The sequence below is a fragment of the Bacillus sp. LR_5 genome, assembly GCF_042709275.1.
In genome coordinates this window covers 1-17,890 of the sequence record NZ_JAVAXX010000030.1, presented here as the reverse complement: position 1 = coordinate 17,890, position 17,890 = coordinate 1, and the positions used below count along the sequence as shown (strand labels likewise).

At 44.4% G+C, this 17,890-nt stretch carries 22 protein-coding genes; 8 read left to right on the top strand and 14 right to left on the bottom strand.

The window, feature by feature from the left end:
- Window positions 1–47: 47 nt before the first annotated feature.
- The 3 genes from RAC86_RS09315 to RAC86_RS09305 are packed head-to-tail and all read right to left on the bottom strand — an operon-like array spanning window position 48 to window position 2,370.
- A complete protein-coding gene (locus RAC86_RS09315; RefSeq protein WP_014114949.1) occupies window positions 48–1,340 on the bottom strand; it encodes a hemolysin family protein in 1,293 nt (430 codons plus the stop codon).
- Window positions 1,341–1,384: 44 nt separating this feature from the next.
- Window positions 1,385–2,062 carry a zinc metallopeptidase gene (locus tag RAC86_RS09310; protein ID WP_003220791.1) on the bottom strand — a complete coding sequence of 226 codons (678 nt, stop codon included), beginning with the start codon at window positions 2,060–2,062 and terminating at the stop codon, window positions 1,385–1,387.
- A gap of 44 nt (window positions 2,063–2,106) precedes the next feature.
- Window positions 2,107–2,370 (bottom strand): YuzI family membrane protein, encoded by a 264-nt coding sequence (locus RAC86_RS09305; protein ID WP_014114950.1) that lies wholly within the window; start codon window positions 2,368–2,370, stop codon window positions 2,107–2,109.
- Window positions 2,371–2,416: 46 nt separating this feature from the next.
- Between RAC86_RS09305 and mstX the strand changes: the two genes are divergently transcribed.
- Together mstX and kbfO are read left to right on the top strand one after the other, a co-directional pair.
- Window positions 2,417–2,749, top strand: a complete 333-nt coding sequence (gene mstX / locus RAC86_RS09300; protein WP_014114951.1) for a biofilm formation protein MstX — start codon at window positions 2,417–2,419, stop codon at window positions 2,747–2,749.
- Entirely contained in the window at window positions 2,746–3,732 is a 987-nt protein-coding gene (gene kbfO, locus RAC86_RS09295) for a potassium channel protein KbfO (protein ID WP_072565194.1), read from the top strand. The genes mstX and kbfO overlap by 4 nt, the downstream gene beginning before the upstream one ends.
- On the opposite strand, the gene RAC86_RS09290 is transcribed toward kbfO, so the two are convergent.
- The 5 genes from RAC86_RS09290 to RAC86_RS09270 all read right to left on the bottom strand — a co-directional run bounded on the left by RAC86_RS09290 (window position 3,729) and on the right by RAC86_RS09270 (window position 8,526).
- Window positions 3,729–4,133 carry a YugN-like family protein gene (locus tag RAC86_RS09290; RefSeq protein ID WP_072565195.1) on the bottom strand — a complete coding sequence of 135 codons (405 nt, stop codon included), beginning with the start codon at window positions 4,131–4,133 and terminating at the stop codon, window positions 3,729–3,731. The genes kbfO and RAC86_RS09290 overlap by 4 nt on opposite strands.
- A 59-nt stretch (window positions 4,134–4,192) precedes the next feature.
- A complete protein-coding gene (locus RAC86_RS09285) occupies window positions 4,193–4,564 on the bottom strand; it encodes a hypothetical protein (RefSeq protein ID WP_072566771.1) in 372 nt (123 codons plus the stop codon).
- A gap of 58 nt (window positions 4,565–4,622) precedes the next feature.
- Window positions 4,623–5,975 carry a glucose-6-phosphate isomerase gene (locus RAC86_RS09280; RefSeq protein WP_003220778.1) on the bottom strand — a complete coding sequence of 451 codons (1,353 nt, stop codon included), beginning with the start codon at window positions 5,973–5,975 and terminating at the stop codon, window positions 4,623–4,625.
- A gap of 111 nt (window positions 5,976–6,086) precedes the next feature.
- On the bottom strand, window positions 6,087–7,259 hold the full coding sequence (locus tag RAC86_RS09275; RefSeq protein ID WP_014114956.1) for an iron-containing alcohol dehydrogenase: 1,173 nt from the start codon (window positions 7,257–7,259) through the stop codon (window positions 6,087–6,089).
- A gap of 103 nt (window positions 7,260–7,362) precedes the next feature.
- Window positions 7,363–8,526, bottom strand: a complete 1,164-nt coding sequence (locus RAC86_RS09270; RefSeq protein WP_072182185.1) for an iron-containing alcohol dehydrogenase — start codon at window positions 8,524–8,526, stop codon at window positions 7,363–7,365.
- A gap of 230 nt (window positions 8,527–8,756) precedes the next feature.
- Between RAC86_RS09270 and RAC86_RS09265 the strand changes: the two genes are divergently transcribed.
- A complete protein-coding gene (locus RAC86_RS09265) occupies window positions 8,757–8,993 on the top strand; it encodes a DUF378 domain-containing protein (protein WP_003220771.1) in 237 nt (78 codons plus the stop codon).
- Between the two features lie 204 nt (window positions 8,994–9,197).
- Here RAC86_RS09265 and yugI read toward each other — a convergent pair whose 3' ends face one another.
- The 3 genes from yugI to RAC86_RS09250 form a co-directional block, all read right to left on the bottom strand.
- Window positions 9,198–9,590: a S1 domain-containing post-transcriptional regulator GSP13 gene (gene yugI / locus RAC86_RS09260; RefSeq protein ID WP_003228864.1), complete on the bottom strand. Its 393-nt coding sequence runs from the start codon at window positions 9,588–9,590 to the stop codon at window positions 9,198–9,200.
- A 202-nt stretch (window positions 9,591–9,792) separates the two neighbouring features.
- On the bottom strand, window positions 9,793–10,953 hold the full coding sequence (locus RAC86_RS09255) for an aminotransferase (protein ID WP_014114958.1): 1,161 nt from the start codon (window positions 10,951–10,953) through the stop codon (window positions 9,793–9,795).
- Complete coding sequence (locus RAC86_RS09250; protein WP_003220765.1) at window positions 10,954–11,454, bottom strand: Lrp/AsnC family transcriptional regulator; 501 nt, start codon at window positions 11,452–11,454, stop codon at window positions 10,954–10,956.
- A gap of 148 nt (window positions 11,455–11,602) precedes the next feature.
- On the opposite strand from RAC86_RS09250, the gene RAC86_RS09245 reads away from it, so the two are divergent.
- Entirely contained in the window at window positions 11,603–12,424 is an 822-nt protein-coding gene (locus tag RAC86_RS09245; RefSeq protein ID WP_014114960.1) for an alpha/beta fold hydrolase, read from the top strand.
- A gap of 27 nt (window positions 12,425–12,451) precedes the next feature.
- Here the strand turns inward: RAC86_RS09245 and RAC86_RS09240 are convergent, their stop codons facing one another.
- Window positions 12,452–12,712 (bottom strand): YugE family protein, encoded by a 261-nt coding sequence (locus RAC86_RS09240; RefSeq protein WP_014114961.1) that lies wholly within the window; start codon window positions 12,710–12,712, stop codon window positions 12,452–12,454.
- A gap of 86 nt (window positions 12,713–12,798) precedes the next feature.
- Here RAC86_RS09240 and patB point away from each other — a divergent pair, with 86 nt between their 5' ends.
- The 3 genes from patB (at window position 12,799) to kapB (ending at window position 15,809) form a co-directional block, all read left to right on the top strand.
- Window positions 12,799–13,962 (top strand): cystathionine beta-lyase PatB, encoded by a 1,164-nt coding sequence (patB, locus tag RAC86_RS09235; RefSeq protein ID WP_072565196.1) that lies wholly within the window; start codon window positions 12,799–12,801, stop codon window positions 13,960–13,962.
- A 128-nt stretch (window positions 13,963–14,090) separates the two neighbouring features.
- A complete protein-coding gene (gene kinB, locus RAC86_RS09230) occupies window positions 14,091–15,377 on the top strand; it encodes a sporulation sensor histidine kinase KinB (RefSeq protein ID WP_072565197.1) in 1,287 nt (428 codons plus the stop codon).
- A gap of 45 nt (window positions 15,378–15,422) precedes the next feature.
- Window positions 15,423–15,809 carry a kinase-associated lipoprotein KapB gene (gene kapB / locus RAC86_RS09225; RefSeq protein WP_061188042.1) on the top strand — a complete coding sequence of 129 codons (387 nt, stop codon included), beginning with the start codon at window positions 15,423–15,425 and terminating at the stop codon, window positions 15,807–15,809.
- Between the two features lie 26 nt (window positions 15,810–15,835).
- Here the strand turns inward: kapB and kapD are convergent, their stop codons facing one another.
- A complete protein-coding gene (gene kapD / locus RAC86_RS09220; protein ID WP_014114965.1) occupies window positions 15,836–16,453 on the bottom strand; it encodes a 3'-5' exonuclease KapD in 618 nt (205 codons plus the stop codon).
- A gap of 75 nt (window positions 16,454–16,528) precedes the next feature.
- On the bottom strand, window positions 16,529–16,732 hold the full coding sequence (locus RAC86_RS09215; protein WP_041521190.1) for a hypothetical protein: 204 nt from the start codon (window positions 16,730–16,732) through the stop codon (window positions 16,529–16,531).
- Here RAC86_RS09215 and RAC86_RS09210 point away from each other — a divergent pair.
- Window positions 16,635–17,843 carry a multidrug efflux MFS transporter gene (locus tag RAC86_RS09210; protein ID WP_222593570.1) on the top strand — a complete coding sequence of 403 codons (1,209 nt, stop codon included), beginning with the start codon at window positions 16,635–16,637 and terminating at the stop codon, window positions 17,841–17,843. The genes RAC86_RS09215 and RAC86_RS09210 overlap by 98 nt on opposite strands.
- The last annotated feature ends 47 nt before the right edge of the window (window positions 17,844–17,890 follow it).

Genomic DNA, 17,890 nt, shown 5'->3' with positions numbered 1-17,890 from the left:
CGCCAGCCGTCATAAAAAAAAACAGCCGTTCAATCTCCGGCTGCTTTTTATAAAAAGTCGGTTTTTTTAATTTCTACAAAACGGATGTGATGATCTTCGGCGTCGAGGATTTTAAATTCACACCCCTCCGCGTGTATCACATCTCCTGCTTTCAGCTCCATTTTTTGCGTCAGAAGCCAGCCTGCAATCGTATCAATTTCTTCGTTTTCAATCGCAATGTCGAACAGATCGTTTACTTCGTCTATTAACGCTTTTCCATCCATTACATAATGATGCTCGCCTTTTTTCAAAATATGCGGCGTTTCATCCTGATCATATTCATCGCGGATTTCCCCGACGATTTCCTCTATAATATCCTCGACAGTGACAAGCCCCGCCGTTCCCCCGTATTCATCTACGAGAATGGCCATGTGAATCCGCTCCTTCTGCATGCGAATCAAAAGCTGCTGAACAGGGATGCTTTCAATGACTCTGATGACAGGCCTCATAATCTGCTTCAGCTTAATCGGCTGTCCGAGAAAATAAGCTTTAAACATATCTTTGCTGTTGATGATCCCTAAAATATGATCTTTGTCTTCTTTAATGACAGGGTAACGTGTATACCGTTCATTAATGATGTGATGAATCGCTTCTTCAAGCGACTGCTCCAGAGAGATGACCGCAATTTCTGTCCGCGGAATCATAATCTCTCTTGCTACACGGTTGTCGAATTCAAAAATCTTATTCACATAGCGGAATTCAGACTGATTGATTTCTCCCTTTTCATAGCTTTCTGAAAGGATCAGCCTCAGTTCCTCCTCGCTTATGACAACCTCATGCTCCTTCACTGAATGAAAGCCAAACAATTTCACAAGAAAACTTGCAGAGCCGTTCAATGCTTTAATAAACGGATACGTGATTTTATAAAACCAGATCAGCGGCTTTGCAATCCATAAACTGACAGCTTCAGCCTTTTGAATGGAAACCGTTTTCGGGGCAAGCTCACCCATTACCACATGCAAAAAAGTGACGATGATAAATGCAATTACAAATGTGACAATGTGGTTAAACGGTTCCGGTATGCCTGTCGCTGTAAATAAGGGATGAAGAATGCGTTCAAATGTCGGTTCACCAAGCCATCCAAGGCCGAGGGCTGTAATCGTAATCCCGAGCTGGCAGGCTGATAAATACTCGTCAAGATTGGAGATGATTTTATGTGCGGCAAGCGCCCGGCTGTCACCGCTTTCGATGAGCTGATTGATTTTTGAACCTCTGATTTTGACGATTGCAAATTCCGCTGCAACGAAAACAGCCGTAATGCCGATCAAAACAAAAATGGCGATCAATTGTAAAATAAGCAAAAATAAACCCTTACCATAAATGGTAAGGGGCCACCTCCTTAACGTTAATTCTCATTACGACCGTTTAAGAAGATCATCACAAAGCGAAGAAGTTCAAACAGGGAAACCAGGGCGGCGGCCACATACGTTAAAGCGGCGGCGCTCAGCACTTTATTTACCCCATTCTCTTCATTGTTCCGGATGAATCCTTCTGACACAATAATTTGCTTCGCGCGTGAACTTGCATTGAATTCGACAGGCAATGTAATCAGCTGGAAAAAGACAGCGGCTGAAAATAGAATGATGCCAAGCCCGATCAAATTCAGGCTGCCGAGAAGCATACCTCCTAAGAAAAGCATAGGAGCTACACCGGATGCAAAATTCACGACTGGGAAGATTTTATGTCTCAGCACAAGCGCACCGTATGACTCCTGATGCTGCAAGGCATGTCCGACTTCATGGGAAGCTACGGAGATGGCGGAAATTGAGCGGCCATAATAGACCGGCTCAGATAAACGCACCACCCGTCTTGTCGGGTCGTAATGGTCTGTTAAAGTGCCTCTTACCGGTTCGACCGGCACGTCGTAAAGACCGTTTATATCTAAAATCCGTCTTGCCGTTTCTGCCCCTGTACGTCCGCTTGAGGCTTCCACTTTTGAATATTTTTCAAAGTTGCTCTTCACTTTAAATTGTGCCCAAAACGACAATCCCAATGCGGCTATTGTTAAAAATATAAACAGCATTTTTCATCATCCTTTTTCCATAATCAAATCTTTCTTTATTACAATTATTTTAATGAGTTTTCTTTCTCGTGTACAGAAAAGCGCTTCTTCTTCCGGCTCGGAGCACACATTCCAATCAGCAGAAAGAGCAGGCCTGCTGAAAACAAATAAAAGGCAAAGCTGCCGACAAGCTCTTTCAGAAAGCGAAGCCAGGAGAAGCTGCCGGAAAAGTGATTATATGAATTCAAATCGAAAATAAACAAAATCACCGCGGATGCCGCCAGCTGCGTACCGATCAAAACCACGATCGTTCTTTGAATGATCGTCATCTTTTTTCATCCTTTTTGTTTTAGTTTATGGAGAAATCCGTTTTATATGTTTTGTTCATTTTTTGAAAAACATCACCGGAAGTGGGACATACTGTTAGAAAAAAGCACGGGTGTGATGGAAGCCATGAAAGTGACGAGTGAGGAAAAGGAACAGCTGAGCACAGCAATCGACCGAATGAATGAAGGTCTGGACGCATTTATTCAGCTTTATAATGAATCGGAAATCGATGAGCCGCTTATTCAGCTTGATGATGATACAGCCGATTTAATGAAGCAGGCCCGAGATATGTACGGCCAGGAAAAGCTAAACGAGAAATTAAATACGATTATTAAACAGATTTTATCCATCTCATTATCTGAAGAAGGAGAAAAAGAATGAAATCAAATCGGATATTTATTTCATGGCTCAAATGGCCGTTATTTATCCGAATCGGGGTTATTATTTTATTTCTGATTCTTTTGTTTGGCCAAATCATTTATATTCTTGAGCCGAAGCAGTTCACTTCGGTTTTTGAGGGCATTTGGTGGGCTGTCGTTACCGTTTCGACAGTCGGCTATGGAGATTATGTGCCGCACACGCCGCTGGGACAGGCGGCCGGAATACTGCTGATTTTGAGCGGGGCAAGCTTTGTCACTGCATATTTCGCCACGTTATCAGCGGCCGCATTCAGCAGACAGCACCGTTACATCGAAGGAAAAGTTGCTTACAAAGGGCGCGGCCACATCATTCTGATCGGGTGGAATGAAAAAACAAACCGGCTTCTGAAGGACCTGCAGTTTACGGCCCCTTCCAAAACGGTTGTACTGATCGATGAATCTTTAAAAGAAGGCCCGCTTATCGAAAACGTCCATTTCATACGCGGGCACGCAGCCGATGATGAGACACTGAAACGGGCCAATATTACTGAAGCGGAATCAGTGATGATTACAGCCGATCAGTATAAAAGTGAAGCTGAAGCAGATATGCTGTCAGTGCTGATTCTTTTATCAGTTAAAGGGCTTAATCCCCTTGCTTACTGCATCGTTGAGATTTTGACTGACCGGTTTGTCACCAATGCAGAGCGGGCAGGCGCTAATCAAATCATCGGAACTTCAGAATTTATCAGCCGGGCGATGCTGCAGCATTACCAAATCAAATTACGGCCGTCTAAACAGCAGAATGGAATCAATTTGACACTTGATCAGCATGTGAAGCTTCTTCCTGTTCCTGACGATCTAAGGGGAGCCGCTTACAAAACGTGTGTCCTCTATTTCCTTGATCACAACACGACAATTATCGGCGTACAAAAAGAGGAAGGGCCGATGATTTCCCCTCCTCTTACATACAAGGTGCTCGAAACAGACCAATTTCTTGCGATCTAATGCAGCAGAACATCCTCCAATTCTTTCACAAGGGAGGCGCCGATATCCAAATACGCCGGATCAATTTCCGCGTCGCGCCTTTCCGGCTCGGAAAATTGATTAAAGAGTGATTGGAAAGGACCTCCCTCGGCATAATCGTCAAGATCCGCCTGAAACACCTGCCTCAGCATAAACGGCGTTCCGATCCGAACGGCCGCCCCGCGTTCATTGAGACTGCCCTGTACCGCGTTGACTGGAATCCTTAAAAACAAATAGCCATTTGTATCATCAATTTTATAATCAAAGTAGCCGTGATCGTATTCCCAGCCGCCGTTTATCACATAACCGAGCGGCTTCATTACTTGTTCCAATTCTTGAAGCAGAAAAGACTGCCCATCTATCGCGGAAGGTATTGGTATCATCAAAATGCCCCTTTTTCACTTATCCTGTCCTGCCGAACAAGACTTCATTCAGAGGCGCACTACATGGAAATCGTTGTTTCTTTGGTGCGGCTAACAGAAAAGAAAGCGCATTCAATTAAAAAGTAAACAGCCATTGCCGCTGCAAGCCCTGCAGCAGATTCCCATGAAACATAAACAACTGCGGCATAGAGTCCTAATTTAGTGAAAAGAGTATGAGATCGTTTTAACTGCATCATCCGGTGTACCGCATCGGTAAAAAGCGCAAGCGGCAAACCAATAAGAAGAAAGGCGTGGATGAAGAAGTGTGATAACGTGCCGCCAAAGTTTGAAGAAAACTCTGTATACACGGCATCGAAGGAGATGAGGATACTTAGAACAGCCGCAGAAAAACCGGCAATGATGAGATGTTTAACCATTTGTTTCATGAACATCAGCACCTTTCTGATTTTATAAAAAGCCGACCGGCAAATGCCAGTCAGCTTTCTCACATTAATCTTCCAGACGTTTTTCAAGCTCAGCTTTTTTCTCTTCAAAGCCAGGTTTGCCAAGCAATGCAAACATATTGACTTTATATGCCTCTACTCCAGGCTGGTCAAACGGATTGACGCCAAGGAGATAACCGCTCATCGCGCAGGCTTTTTCGAAGAAGTATACAAGGTATCCAAAAGTATATGCATTCAGCTCAGGAATGTTGACGATTAAGTTCGGAACATTTCCGTCTGTATGAGCAAGCATCGTGCCCTGGAACGCTTTCTTGTTAACGAAATCTACCGTTTTTCCGGCTAAATAGTTTAAGCCGTCAAGATCGTTATCCGCTTCCTCGATTGTCAGCTCATGTTTAGGTTTCTCTACATTCAGTACCGTTTCGAATAAATCTCTGCGGCCTTCTTGTACATACTGGCCTAATGAATGAAGGTCTGTTGAATAGTTAGCTGAAGAAGGATAAATGCCCTTCTCATCTTTCCCTTCACTTTCTCCGAACAGCTGCTTCCACCATTCTGCAAAGTATTGAAGCGCTGGTTCGTAGTTGATGAGCATTTCGATTGTTTTGCCCTTATTATAAAGCACATTGCGAACGACCGCATATTGGTATGCAGGGTTTTCTTCCAATTCAGATGTTGCAAAATCCTTGCTCGCATCCAGTGCGCCTTTCATCATGTCGTCAATGTTGACGCCGCTGACAGCAATCGGCAAGAGGCCTACAGCTGTTAATACAGAATAACGGCCGCCGACATCATCAGGAATGACAAATGATTCGAAGCCTTCTTCGTTAGATAGCGTTTTTAATGCGCCGCGCTCTTTATCAGTTGTCGCGTAAATCCGCGCTTTCGCTTCTTCTTTGCCGTATTTCTCTTCAAGAAGCTTGCGGAAAATACGGAAAGCGATTGCAGGTTCAGTTGTCGTACCTGATTTAGAAATCACATTAATAGAGAAGTCAACATCTTCAAGAAGATCCATGACATCTCTCATATAAGATGAACTGATGTTGTTTCCGATGAAAATAACTTGCGGATTACCGCGTTTTGCTTTTGGCAAGGTGTTGTAAAACGCGTGATTAAGCGCTTCAATCGCTGCCCGCGCCCCAAGGTAAGAACCGCCGATGCCGACAACAAGCAATACATCAGAGTCAGATTTGATTTTTTCCGCGCTTTTTTTAATGCGCGCGAATTCTTCTTTATCATAATGTTCAGGGAGGTCCACCCAGCCTAGAAAATCGCTGCCCGCGCCTGTTTTTTCATGAATATTATGGTGTGCTGTTTTTACAAAGTCCCGCAGGTATGTAAGTTCATGTTCGTTGAAGAAAGTCAACGCTTTTGAGTAGTCAAAGCGTACATGCGTCATTGCTTGTCCCTCCATAACGGTATAATGTTTTCATCTTTCACTTTATATGAACTTATCTGTGAAATCAAGTCAAGAAGAAAGGGCGGAATGACTGTATTCCGCCCTCTGGGTTTATAGAGACGCGCGAAGGATGGCGAGCACGTCATCTTTGTTCAGTTTTTGGAAGTTGCCGAAGCCGCCGTGTTCCATTTCTTTGGCTGCGATATCAGCAATCAGCTCAAGCTTTTCTTCTCCGATATTGTAATCGGCAAGTCGGGAAGGCGCGCCGAGGCTTGTCCAGAATGCAGACAGCTTGTCGATGCCTTCAAGCGCAATTTCTTTATCTGTTTTGCCTTCAGTATCAATGTCAAACATGTTGAGCATGAGGTTTTTAAAGCGGCCGACATTTGTATCAAGCGTGTATCTCATCCAGTTCGGGAACAGAATCGCCAGTCCGCCCGCATGCGGAATATCATACACAGCTGAAACAGCGTGTTCCATTGTATGAGAAGCCCAGTCGCCGAAGTAGCCCATTTGGAGCGTGCCGTTTAAAGCGATTGTACCTGCATATAAAATCGTTTCACGATGTTCATAGTTTTCCAGGTCTTCAAGAAGCTTAGGAGCTGTTTCGATGACCGTCTGCAGAACCGCAAAACACATTCTGTCCTGAAGCGGCGTATTTTCAACATTATGGAAGTATTGTTCAAATACGTGGCTCATCATGTCAACCATGCCGTATACTGTTTGATTTTCTGGGACAGTGAACGTATTTTCAGGATCTAAAATCGAGAAACGCGGATGAGTCACATTGCTGCCCCAAACATATTTCTCGTTTGTTTCCCAGTTTGTAATTACGGAATCAGGGTTCATTTCAGAACCTGTCGCAGCAAGAGTTAAAACAGTGCCGAACGGCAGCGCATCTTCTGCTGTTACTTTTTTGCTGAAAATATCCCAAGCGTCGCCGTCGTATTTGACGCCGGCAGCAATCGCTTTTGTGCAGTCAATGACACTCCCGCCGCCGACAGCAAGCAGAAAATCAATGTCATGCTCTCTGCATAGGGCTATGCCTTTTTCCACTGTTGCAAGACGCGGGTTCGGCTCTACACCTGACAGCTCATGAACAACAGCGCCTTCTTCTTTTAAAATGCCTGTAACTTGATCATAGAGACCGTTGCGTTTAATGCTGCCGCCTCCGTAGACAAGCAGCACCTTCTTGCCGTATTGTTTTAATTCTTTTCTTAAATGTTCAATCTGACCTTTTCCGAAGATCAGCTTCGTCGGATTATAATAAGTGAAATTTTCCATTGTAAAACCTCCAAATAATGCTGGTAAAAAAACAGATTTTCCATTGTAACATAAGCAGGCAAAAAGAAAAAGGGAAGCAGCCAAACGGCTGTTTCCCCTTTTTTTATAGAGATGCTTTCAAAATGGCAAGCACATCTTCTTTGTTGAGCGATTTAAATTGGCCGAATGTACCGTTCGCCATAGCCTTGTCAGCAATTGTGTCAAGCTGCTCATCATTGATATCATAATCAGCAAGACGATTCGGAGCGCCAAGGCTTGTCCAGAACGCAGACAGCTTATCGATACCTTCAAGTGCGATTTCCTCATCTGTTTTACCAGCTTCTTCTACTCCAAACACGCGAACTGCAAGCTGTTTCATGCGGGCAGGGTTTTCAGACAATGTGTGTCTCATCCAGTTCGGGAACAGAATCGCCAGTCCGCCGGCATGAGGAATATCATAAACGGCTGATACTGCATGTTCAATATTATGAGTTGCCCAATCCCCTCTTGCACCCATAGAAAGCATGCCGTTTAATGCAATTGTTCCTGTGTACAGGATCGTCTCACGCAATTCGTAATTTTCGAGATCATTGATCAGCTTAGGCGCTGTTTCAATGACTGTGCGCAGAAGTGATTCACACATACGGTCCTGATACGGCGTGTTTGATACATGATGGAAGTATTGTTCGAATACGTGGCTCATCATGTCAACCATACCATAGATCGTGTGATTTTTAGGAACGGTGAACGTATTCACCGGATCAAGAATCGAGAATTTAGGGAATACGAGCGGGCTGCCCCAGCCGTATTTTTCTTTTGTTTCCCAGTTTGTAATAACCGAGCCTGAGTTCATTTCAGAACCAGTTGCAGCAAGAGTCAATACGGTTCCGAATGGCAAAGCATCCTTCGGCTGATGCTTTTTCGTGACGATATCCCACGCATCACCATCATACTTCGCTCCTGCGGCAATCGCTTTTGTACAGTCGATGACACTTCCGCCGCCGACAGCAAGCAAGAAATCAATGTTATGTTCTTTGCAGATGGCAACACCCTTATTAACAGTCGACACACGCGGATTCGGTTCTACACCTGCTAATTCATGCACGGTCACTCCGGCTTTATTCAGCTGTTCAATCACTTGGTCATACAGGCCGCTGCGTTTAATGCTTCCGCCTCCGTAGACAAGCAATACGTTTTTCCCGTACGGTTTGAGTTCCTCTGGCAGTCTTTCCACTTCTCCGCGCCCGAAAATTAATTTGGTCGGATTCCAGTATGTAAAGTTTTGCATGACATCTCCTCCTTAGATTTTTTATTATGCAGAATGTCCTCACTACATGTAAAGCAATCAGCTCTCACCGGCCAACATATGGCATGGTTTTATATGGCAAGATGCTGGGAAAGAAACTGATATAGGTGAGGGCAGACCCGTTTCCCTCAATATGGAGAATGCATGTATAGATTCTCCAATATGTCACAATCTATAACTGTTTTAATAATTCATGGAGGAGGTTGCAAAACATGAGTACCATCCAAAGAATTTGTCTTGTTTTAACGATCATTGGCGCTATTAACTGGGGACTGATCGGATTTTTCCAATTTGACTTAGTAGCGGCCATCTTCGGCGGCCAAGGGTCAGCCCTTTCCCGCATCATTTACGGACTTGTCGGAATCGCCGGCTTAATCAACCTCGGTCTGCTGTTTAAACCAAACGAGGAAAGATCACGTGAAGAGGCAGCAAATCCTGAAATGCGATAGGATAAAAAAGCACCGAACATTCCTGTCGGTGCTTCAGCGAGTTGACAAACCTTCGCATTCGTTGTCAGGTCTGTGCGTCGGTGCTCACGAATTGTACATTCGCTGTGCTCCAATGCTCGCCCTTCCTAGACTTCAAAGGTTTTCAATCACGCTGAAAAAAGAAACAAAAGCACCGGACATTCCTGCCCGGTGCTTTTTTCATGCTTATTTTTTGATAAGGTCTTTGCGGTTGGACATTTCGATCCACTCTTCAAGCTTATCTTTTAATGTGTTGAAACCTTGTGGTGTAGAAGCTTCTTCGCTTACTTGCGCAGCTTTAGGTTTTCTTGGTTTGCTTTCTTTTTTCTCAGGCGCAGCTTGTGTCGCACGAATTGAAAGGCTGATTTTTCCTTTTTCTTCATCAACAGCAAGTACTTTTACTTGTACTTCGTCGCCAACTGAAAGGTGCTCGTTGATATCTTTTACGAAACCGTGAGTCACTTCAGAAATGTGTACTAAACCTTGAGTTTCTTCATCTAATGCAACAAACGCACCATACGCTTGTAATCCTGTAACTTTACCAGTGTAAACACTGCCCACTTCAAATTTTGCTGCCATTCATAACAACTCCTAAGTTAAATTAAATATCTGTTTATACGCAATTTAAAATTATATCACACATGTCTTATTTCCGCAAAGAAAACTTTTTATTAAAAAATCAGGTTTATGCACAGCAAAAAGGGGGTAAACTGAAAATACCAAAGGCTTTCTAGTATTCCCCCCTTTTATTGGATGCGAACAAAAGGTTCGTATCTTTTTTTTATGTTGTTTTATGCAGGAAGCGTTTCATTCTGACTAACGCTTCTTGAAGCTGTTCGATCGAGGTTGCGTATGAACAGCGGATATACCCTTCACCGCTCGGACCAAACACACTTCCCGGAACAACAGCCACTTTTTCCTGCGTCAGAAGCTCTTCGGCAAACTGCTCCGAGCTCATTCCCGTGCTTTTGATGGATGGAAAAGCATAGAAAGCGCCGCCCGGATGATGACAGCTGAGGCCGATTTCATTGAGCGTTTCCACAAACAAATTCCGTCTTCTTCGGTAGCTTTTTTTCATTTTTTCTACGTCTTCCATGCCGTTCTTCAAGCCTTCAAGGGCGGCAAACTGTGCCATTGCCGGCGCGCACATCATCGCATACTGGTGAATTTTAAGCATTGCATCCCGAAGCACAGGTGGTGCTGCGGCAAAACCGAGCCTCCAGCCCGTCATCGCAAACGCTTTTGAAAAGCCTGAGATGACAACCGTCCGTTCCTTCATTCCCGGTAAAGCCGCTATGCTTGTAAATTCCTCATCATATGTCAGCTCCGCGTAGATCTCGTCGGCTAAGACGATGACATCATGTTTTTTGGCAAACTCAGCAATCTCATTCAGCTCTTCCTTCGAATAAACCGAACCTGTCGGATTCGATGGCGAGCAGATGAGAATGGCTTTTGTTTTTTCAGTGACTGCCGCTTCAAAATCCGCAGCCGTTGCTTTAAATCCTTTGTCTGCCGTTGTATGAACGTGAACCGGGATGCCTCCTGCCAAGGAAACAAGCGCATCGTACGCCACAAAACACGGCTCAGGAATGATGACTTCCTCACCTGGATTCACAATGGCGCGGATCGCAATATCCAAAGCTTGACTTGCTCCTACTGTCACAATCAGTTCATTGTCTGGCGAATAGCTAAGGTCAAACCTGCTGCTCAAATAACGGCTGATTTCTTCTCGCAATGAGTATAAGCCGGCATTTGCAGTGTATGACGTATATCCTTGTTCAAGGGAGAGAATGCTTGCTTCGCGGACATTCCATGCGGTAACAAAATCAGGTTCGCCGACGCCTAAAGAAATGACGCCTTCCATCGTTGCCGCCAAATCAAAGAATTTGCGGATGCCGGACGGCTTTATTTGTTGTACATAGTCAGATAAATACGAAGTCATTTACGGTGACACCACGATTCTTTTGTCGTCGTCTCCTGTTTCAAACACTTTGCCGTCATGCTTGTATTTTTTCAGGATAAAATGGGTTGTCGTAGATACAACTGAATCAAGCGTGGATAGTTTATCTGAAACAAAACGCGCTACGTCAGACATCGAATTGCCGCGAATCACGACAGACAAATCGTACACGCCTGACATCAGGTAAACTGATTCAACCTCTTGGAACCGGTAAATCCGTTCCGCCACTTCATCAAAACCGACTCCCCGCTTCGGCGTTACTTTAACGTCAATCATGGCTGTGACGCCTTCATGTCCGTCGACTTTTCGCCAGTCAATCATAGCGGAATAATCGATGATAACCTTTTCTTTTTCCAGCTTGTCAATAATTGTTTGTACTTCATTTACAGGGATACCCGCCATCTTTGCGATTGTTTCTAAATCGGCGCGGCTGTTTTCGTCTAAAATTTCTAATATTTCTGTTTCTTTTTCTGTCAATTTCATTCGATTCACACCTTTGCAATGTCAAGAAATCTCATGACATTATATCACGTTTTTTGACGAATGCTAAGAAAAAACGAGGAGAAACTTCCGCTAGAATTGACAATTTCAGGGCACAATACAGACATCACATGAAAGGGAGTGACATAGAATGGAGGCGGTTTCACCAACAAGGCGGCTTACAGTCGATGGCGTAAATGTATACTACGAACATTATCAAAATCCGGGCAGGCACACGCTGGTTTGCATACATGGTTTTTTATCGTCTGCTTTCAGCTTCAGAAAAGTCATCCCTCTCCTTCGGGACAGGTACGACATCATCGCGCTTGATCTGCCTCCTTTCGGCCAATCTGAAAAATCAAGAACTTTTATCTATACCTATCAAAACCTCGCTAAGCTTGTCATTGGGATTTTGGAACACTTGCAAGTCAAGCAGGCTGCGCTTGTCGGCCATTCTATGGGCGGACAGATTTCGCTGGCCGCTGCTCTCCAAAAGCCGGAGCTTTTTTCAAAGGTTGTGCTGCTTTGCAGTTCAGGGTATTTAAAACGTTCGCACCCATCGATCATTTTCGGGACCCACCTCCCGTATTTTCATCTTTATATCAAGCGCTGGCTTTCGAAAGAAGGCGTGATGAAAAATTTATTAAATGTTGTGCATGACAAATCGCTGATCGATGAAGAAATGATTGACGGCTATGGCAGGCCGTTTCAAGACGAGCAGATTTTCAAAGCCATGACAAGGTTTATCCGTCATAGAGAAGGAGATTTAGAACCCGAGCAATTAAAGAAAATGAACAAGCCTGCTTTATTGATTTGGGGCGAGGAGGACCGAATCGTCCCTGTGGAGATTGGTAAACGGCTGCACGGAGATTTGCCCGATTCCGTGCTGTACTCACTAGGTCAGACTGGACATCTGGTGCCTGAGGAACGGCCTGAATTCGTTTCCGAACACATTGCAGAGTTTATCAAATAACAAAAAAACCGGTGCTGAACCGGTTTTTTAAGGCGTGCAGGAGCTGCTGTCTTTAATGAATAAAAGCTGGCCAGCCACTTCCCGGCAACTGTCAATCGGCAGCGTTTGTTCAAAAGAAGCTTCAAATATATGCTGAATGCTTTTTGCCAGCACGTCGGGATCGTCTTCATCATAGACAGCCTGCACGACATCAACAGCCTCCGTTTCGTAAAACTCTTCTCCATATTTAAACGGGTCCCATTTGGCAATGATCTTGATCATTTCCCTGACCGCTTGACTTTCTTCCATATTCATCACCGCTTATAATAAAATTTGCAGTTCAATTTTATCATAGTTACGTTAAGAAGAATAAACATACATGAGGGGGTAACAGAATGAACTTTGATAAACGAGAAGAACGCCTTGGCACCCAATCGGTCAAATGGGACAAAGCAGGCGAATTATTCGGCGTTACAGACGCACTCCCGATGTGGGTGGCGGATATGGATTTTCGCGCGCCGGAAGCGATAACTGAAGCATTAAAAGAGCGCCTTGACCACGGGATTTTCGGTTATACGGCTCCAGATCAAAAAACAAAGGATGCTGTGTGCGGATGGATGCAAAACAGGCACGGCTGGAAGGTGAACCCAGAAAGCATCACATTCAGCCCGGGCGTTGTCACAGCTTTGGGCATGGCGGTACAAGCTTTCACAGAGCCTGAAGACCAAGTGGTTGTCCAGCCTCCTGTTTATACACCTTTTTACCATATGATTGAGAAAAACGGCCGGCGCATTTTACATAATCCGCTGCAAAAAAAAGACGGCACGTATGCAATGGATTTTGAAGATTTGGAGACGAAGCTTAGTGATCCAAGCGTCAAATTGTTTATTTTATGCAATCCTCATAACCCTTCAGGACGTTCATGGGGACGGGAAGATTTACTGAAGCTCGGCGAATTGTGTCTTGAGCATGGGGTTACAGTTGTGTCGGATGAAATCCATTCCGACCTCATGCTGTACGGACATAAACACACGCCGTTCGCTTCTCTCTCTGACGATTTCGCGGAGATATCTGTGACATGTGCTGCACCAAGCAAAACATTTAATATCGCCGGATTGCAGGCGTCGGCCATCATTATTCCGGACCGGCTGAAGCGCGCCAAGTTTTCCGCAAGCCTGCAGCGCAATGGTTTAGGTGGACTGAACGCATTTGCCGTCACAGCGATCGAAGCTGCTTACTCAAAAGGCGGACCATGGCTCGATGAATTGATCTCTTACCTTGAGAAAAACATGAACGAAGCTGAAGCCTTTTTGAGCACCGAGCTGCCGAAAGTCAAAATGATGAGACCGGACGCATCTTACCTGATCTGGCTCGACTTCAGCGCTTACGGCTTGTCCGACGCGGAGCTTCAGCAAAGGATGCTGAAAAAAGGAAAAGTTATTTTAGAGCCCGGAACGAAATACGGGCCTGGCGGAGAAGGATTTATGCGCCTAAACGCGGGATGCTCTCTCGCAACCTTGCAGGACGGCCTGCGCCGCATCAAAGCAGCCTTAGCGTAAAATATAGCCTGTTAAACGCCTTTACGTCTACATTCGTAAAGGCGTTCTTTATAAAGGAATTTTATATTTTACTTCTAATATTTAGTGTTATAATAGATTCATATTTTATACGAAAGGATTTCACACGAATGGAAATTCTAAAAGACTATCTCCTGCATATCTGCTTTATTTTGTTTCCTATTCTTCTCTACCAAGTGTTTTGGCTTGGAAAGCCGGCGATCCTTGTGCCCAAAATAAACAGCGGGTTGGTCACGTTATTCGCCTGCGGCGCCTCTGTTTTATGCATTATATTCCCTATTCATGAAATGGACTACATACAATACGGCCTTCAGATGATTCCCGTTATCATTTGTTTATTTTACATTAGTACTGCTTCCGGCCTTACAGTCGCCGCAGCTGTCTTATGTTTTGAACTGCTGTTTTACGAACCTTCCGCAATGTTTGTTTTCACTTTGCTGCCTTTTCTTATCATCATCCCAATCTTATTTCAGAAAAAATGGCCATTCATGTCCAAAGCGAAAAAACTGCTGCTGTCTTTGTTGATCAGCTGCTTGGAGATCTTCTTATTTTTCGCCTCCAGCTGGATTTTTTCCACCTTGAATATTTTAAATTTTCAAAAATCAGGAATTTTACTTTGTGAGGCAGCTGTCTCAGGGCTGTTCCGCTCCAGCGTTCTTCTTTTAAGCATCTATATTATAGAAAGCATCGCCGAAAATATCGCCCTGCGTTCACAGCTTATCCATTCAGAAAAAATGACGATTGTAAGTGAACTGGCAGCGAGCGTCGCTCATGAAGTCAGGAATCCACTGACAGTTGTCCGCGGGTTTGTCCAGCTGCTTTTTAATGACGAAACCCTTCAGAACAAGTCGAGTGCGGATTACAAAAAGCTTGTACTGTCAGAGCTTGATCGGGCGCAAGACATTATTACAAACTATCTCGATATGGCCAAACAGCAATTGTACGAAAAAGAGGTCTTTGATTTATCAGCTCTTATCAAAGAGACAAGCTCCCTTATGGTGTCGTATGCCAATTACAAGTCTGTAACCGTCGAGGCTGAAGCAGAGCCGGACCTTTTTATATACGGAGATGCAACAAAGCTGAAGCAGGCTGTCATCAACCTGATGAAAAACAGCATTGAAGCCGTTCCCCACGGGAAGGGGTTGATCCACATATCTGCCAAAAGAAGCAGCCATACGATTACGATTAACATCTCAGATAATGGAGTCGGCATGACAGACAATCAAATGCAAAAACTCGGCGAACCTTATTACTCATTAAAAACGAACGGAACGGGACTCGGGCTTACTGTGACCTTTTCAATTATTGAACATCATCACGGGACCATTTCTTTTAACAGCAGCTTCCAAAGAGGCACCACGGTGACAATTAAGCTTCCCGCTGATCTTCCTCACTAGCAAATCGATTGGAACTTTTATAGAATAAATGCGAGGTGATGAAAGATGAGCACGTTTGAAACTGGCTCTATCGTTAAAGGATTTTACAAAACAGGTGTATACATAGGAGAAATTACTGCTTGCAGGCCACAGCATTATTTAGTGAAAATCAAAGCGGTTCTCACCCATCCCACTCAAGGAGACCTTCATCATCCAAAACAGGCTGATGTGCCTTTTTTTCATGAGAGAAAAGCGCTCGCATACGGCGAACAGACCAATATCCCCCATCATATGGTGAAGCCATATGACGGTGAAGTGCCGGATTATACCGAGTCTCTGCGGGAGGCGGCAGCACAACTGAGAGCCAAATTGAATGAGGATGGTTCGGAGTGGGCAAAGCGCTCCCTGAATAATCTGGACGTTTTAGAAAAAGAATATTTTAACCGGCCATAGCCCAGTCTGACAAAAGATTGGGTTTTTTATGTTGCGCGCTTGAACAGTTCGGATAAATCGATTCTTTCGCCGATTGTCGGAGGTTTTGGCTTTTCGAGATACTGCTTATCCTGCTCGACAAGCTTAAAAAGCTTATAAGCAGTGAGGGCGTCATCAAGCGCTTTATGATGGGTGCCGGTTCCGGTATCTCCATACTCTTCGGCAGCTTTCCATAAACCCGTGAGCGTGCGGTCTCCAAAAAAGTTTTTGTATTCAAGCGATAAATCTCTCATTTCTCCTTTAAATGGGAAAGGAATATGGTTAAACATACAATTTTGCTTCAGAACTTTCATGTCCATGTTTCCCCACGTAATAATCGTGCTGTTTTTCTCAGGATCAAGCTCGTTTAGTTTACGGATAAAATCTTCGAACCTCATCCCCTCGTCTACCTGCTTTTGTGTTATTTTCAAAAATGATTTACAGCGTTTCGTCAGCTTCGGGAATTTTTTCGGTTTGATATAGCTAGAAAACGTCTCAACTACTTCATCATCAACCGACTTTACAATTCCTGCTTCAATGATTTCCGGGAAAAAGTTTTGCGGGCTGTACTTTCCTTCGGGCATCGTAAATTCGAAATCAATAATGAGTAAGCTGTTTGTCGTCACCTTTTTACACCTGCCTTTCCTCCGATCAGAAAATGCTATCTTTATAGTATATCTATTTCCCTTCTCGACCTTTCTTCATTTTCTAAAAATAATGAATTTTCCCAGCCGCTTTGTTTCTTTTAAATTGTGAATCGTTTCTTTATAATTAGTAAGGAACCCGAAATAATAAGAAGGTGATGTTATTTCTATCCGTAAGAAAAACTTTGTCATTGTGTGGCTGGCCAACTTTTTTGTCTCTGCCAGCACAACGATGATCGTTCCTTTTCTCTCCTTATATATTGAGACGCTCAGCACTTTTTCAAACGGCTTTGTGCAAAGGTGGAGCGGCTATGTGTTCGGCATTACATTTCTCATGGCGTTTTTGGTATCCCCGTTTTGGGGGCGGTTCGGAGACAAACGCGGATACAAGAAAATTCTTATGGCAACCGGAACGGGCATAGCCCTCAGCATTTTATTAATGGGCTTTGTTACATCGGTGTACCAATTGTTTTTTCTGCGTATGGCAATGGGGCTTGTAACCGGATTCATCCCGACATCTCTTGCGATGATTTCGGCACAGACTCCGAAGAGCTCAGCCGGTAAAACACTCGGCACGCTGCAAATGGGGCAAGTGTCCGGAAGCTTATTCGGCCCGCTTTTGGGGGGCATGCTTGCTGATAATTTCGGCTTTACGTATACCTTTTTTATCACATCCTTTGTGATTTTCTTATCTGTTCTTCTCGTGTTATTCGGTGTCAAAGAAAAACCCCTTGCAGAGAAGACAGCCAAACGTACCTCTTACACGAGAAAAGAAGTGCTCTCCTATATTTTTCACCAGCCGGCGCTTTGGGTCATGATGCTGTTAACCATGCTGATTCAAACAGGCAATTTCAGTATCCAGCCGCTGCTCGCTTTATATGTAAATGAGCTGCACGGACCTGTCAACCTGGCCTTTTTCTCCGGCATGGCATTTTCAGCAACTGGACTCGGAAGTTTGCTGCTGGCTAGAAAATGGGGTGATCTGGGCGACCGCTACGGCCACCGCCGCATTTTAATCGGACTTTTACTTGCCGCCTCTTTCTTTTTTATTCCGCAGGCGCTCGCGTCCTCACTCAACGTGCTCCTTGTTTTCAGATTTTTATTCGGAATGGCGATGGGCGGTTTGCTGCCATGCATCACGGCAGCGATCCGCGTTCAGGCTCCCGGCAGCATTCAAGGAGAAGTACTCGGCTACAATGTCAGCTTTCGCTTTTTAGGAAACGTGCTCGGGCCTCTTCTGGGCGGAATCATATCGAGCCATTTTACAATTTCAGCCGCCTTTTATGTCACAGCGTTTCTCTTTTTCGCCGGCGCCTGCATGCTTTGGATCATGCAGAAATTCCGGAAAGATTCTTATGCCAAAGCAAGCTGATTCTCAGAAAAAACTGAGGAATCTTCTAAATTTAACCTTCTCGTAAA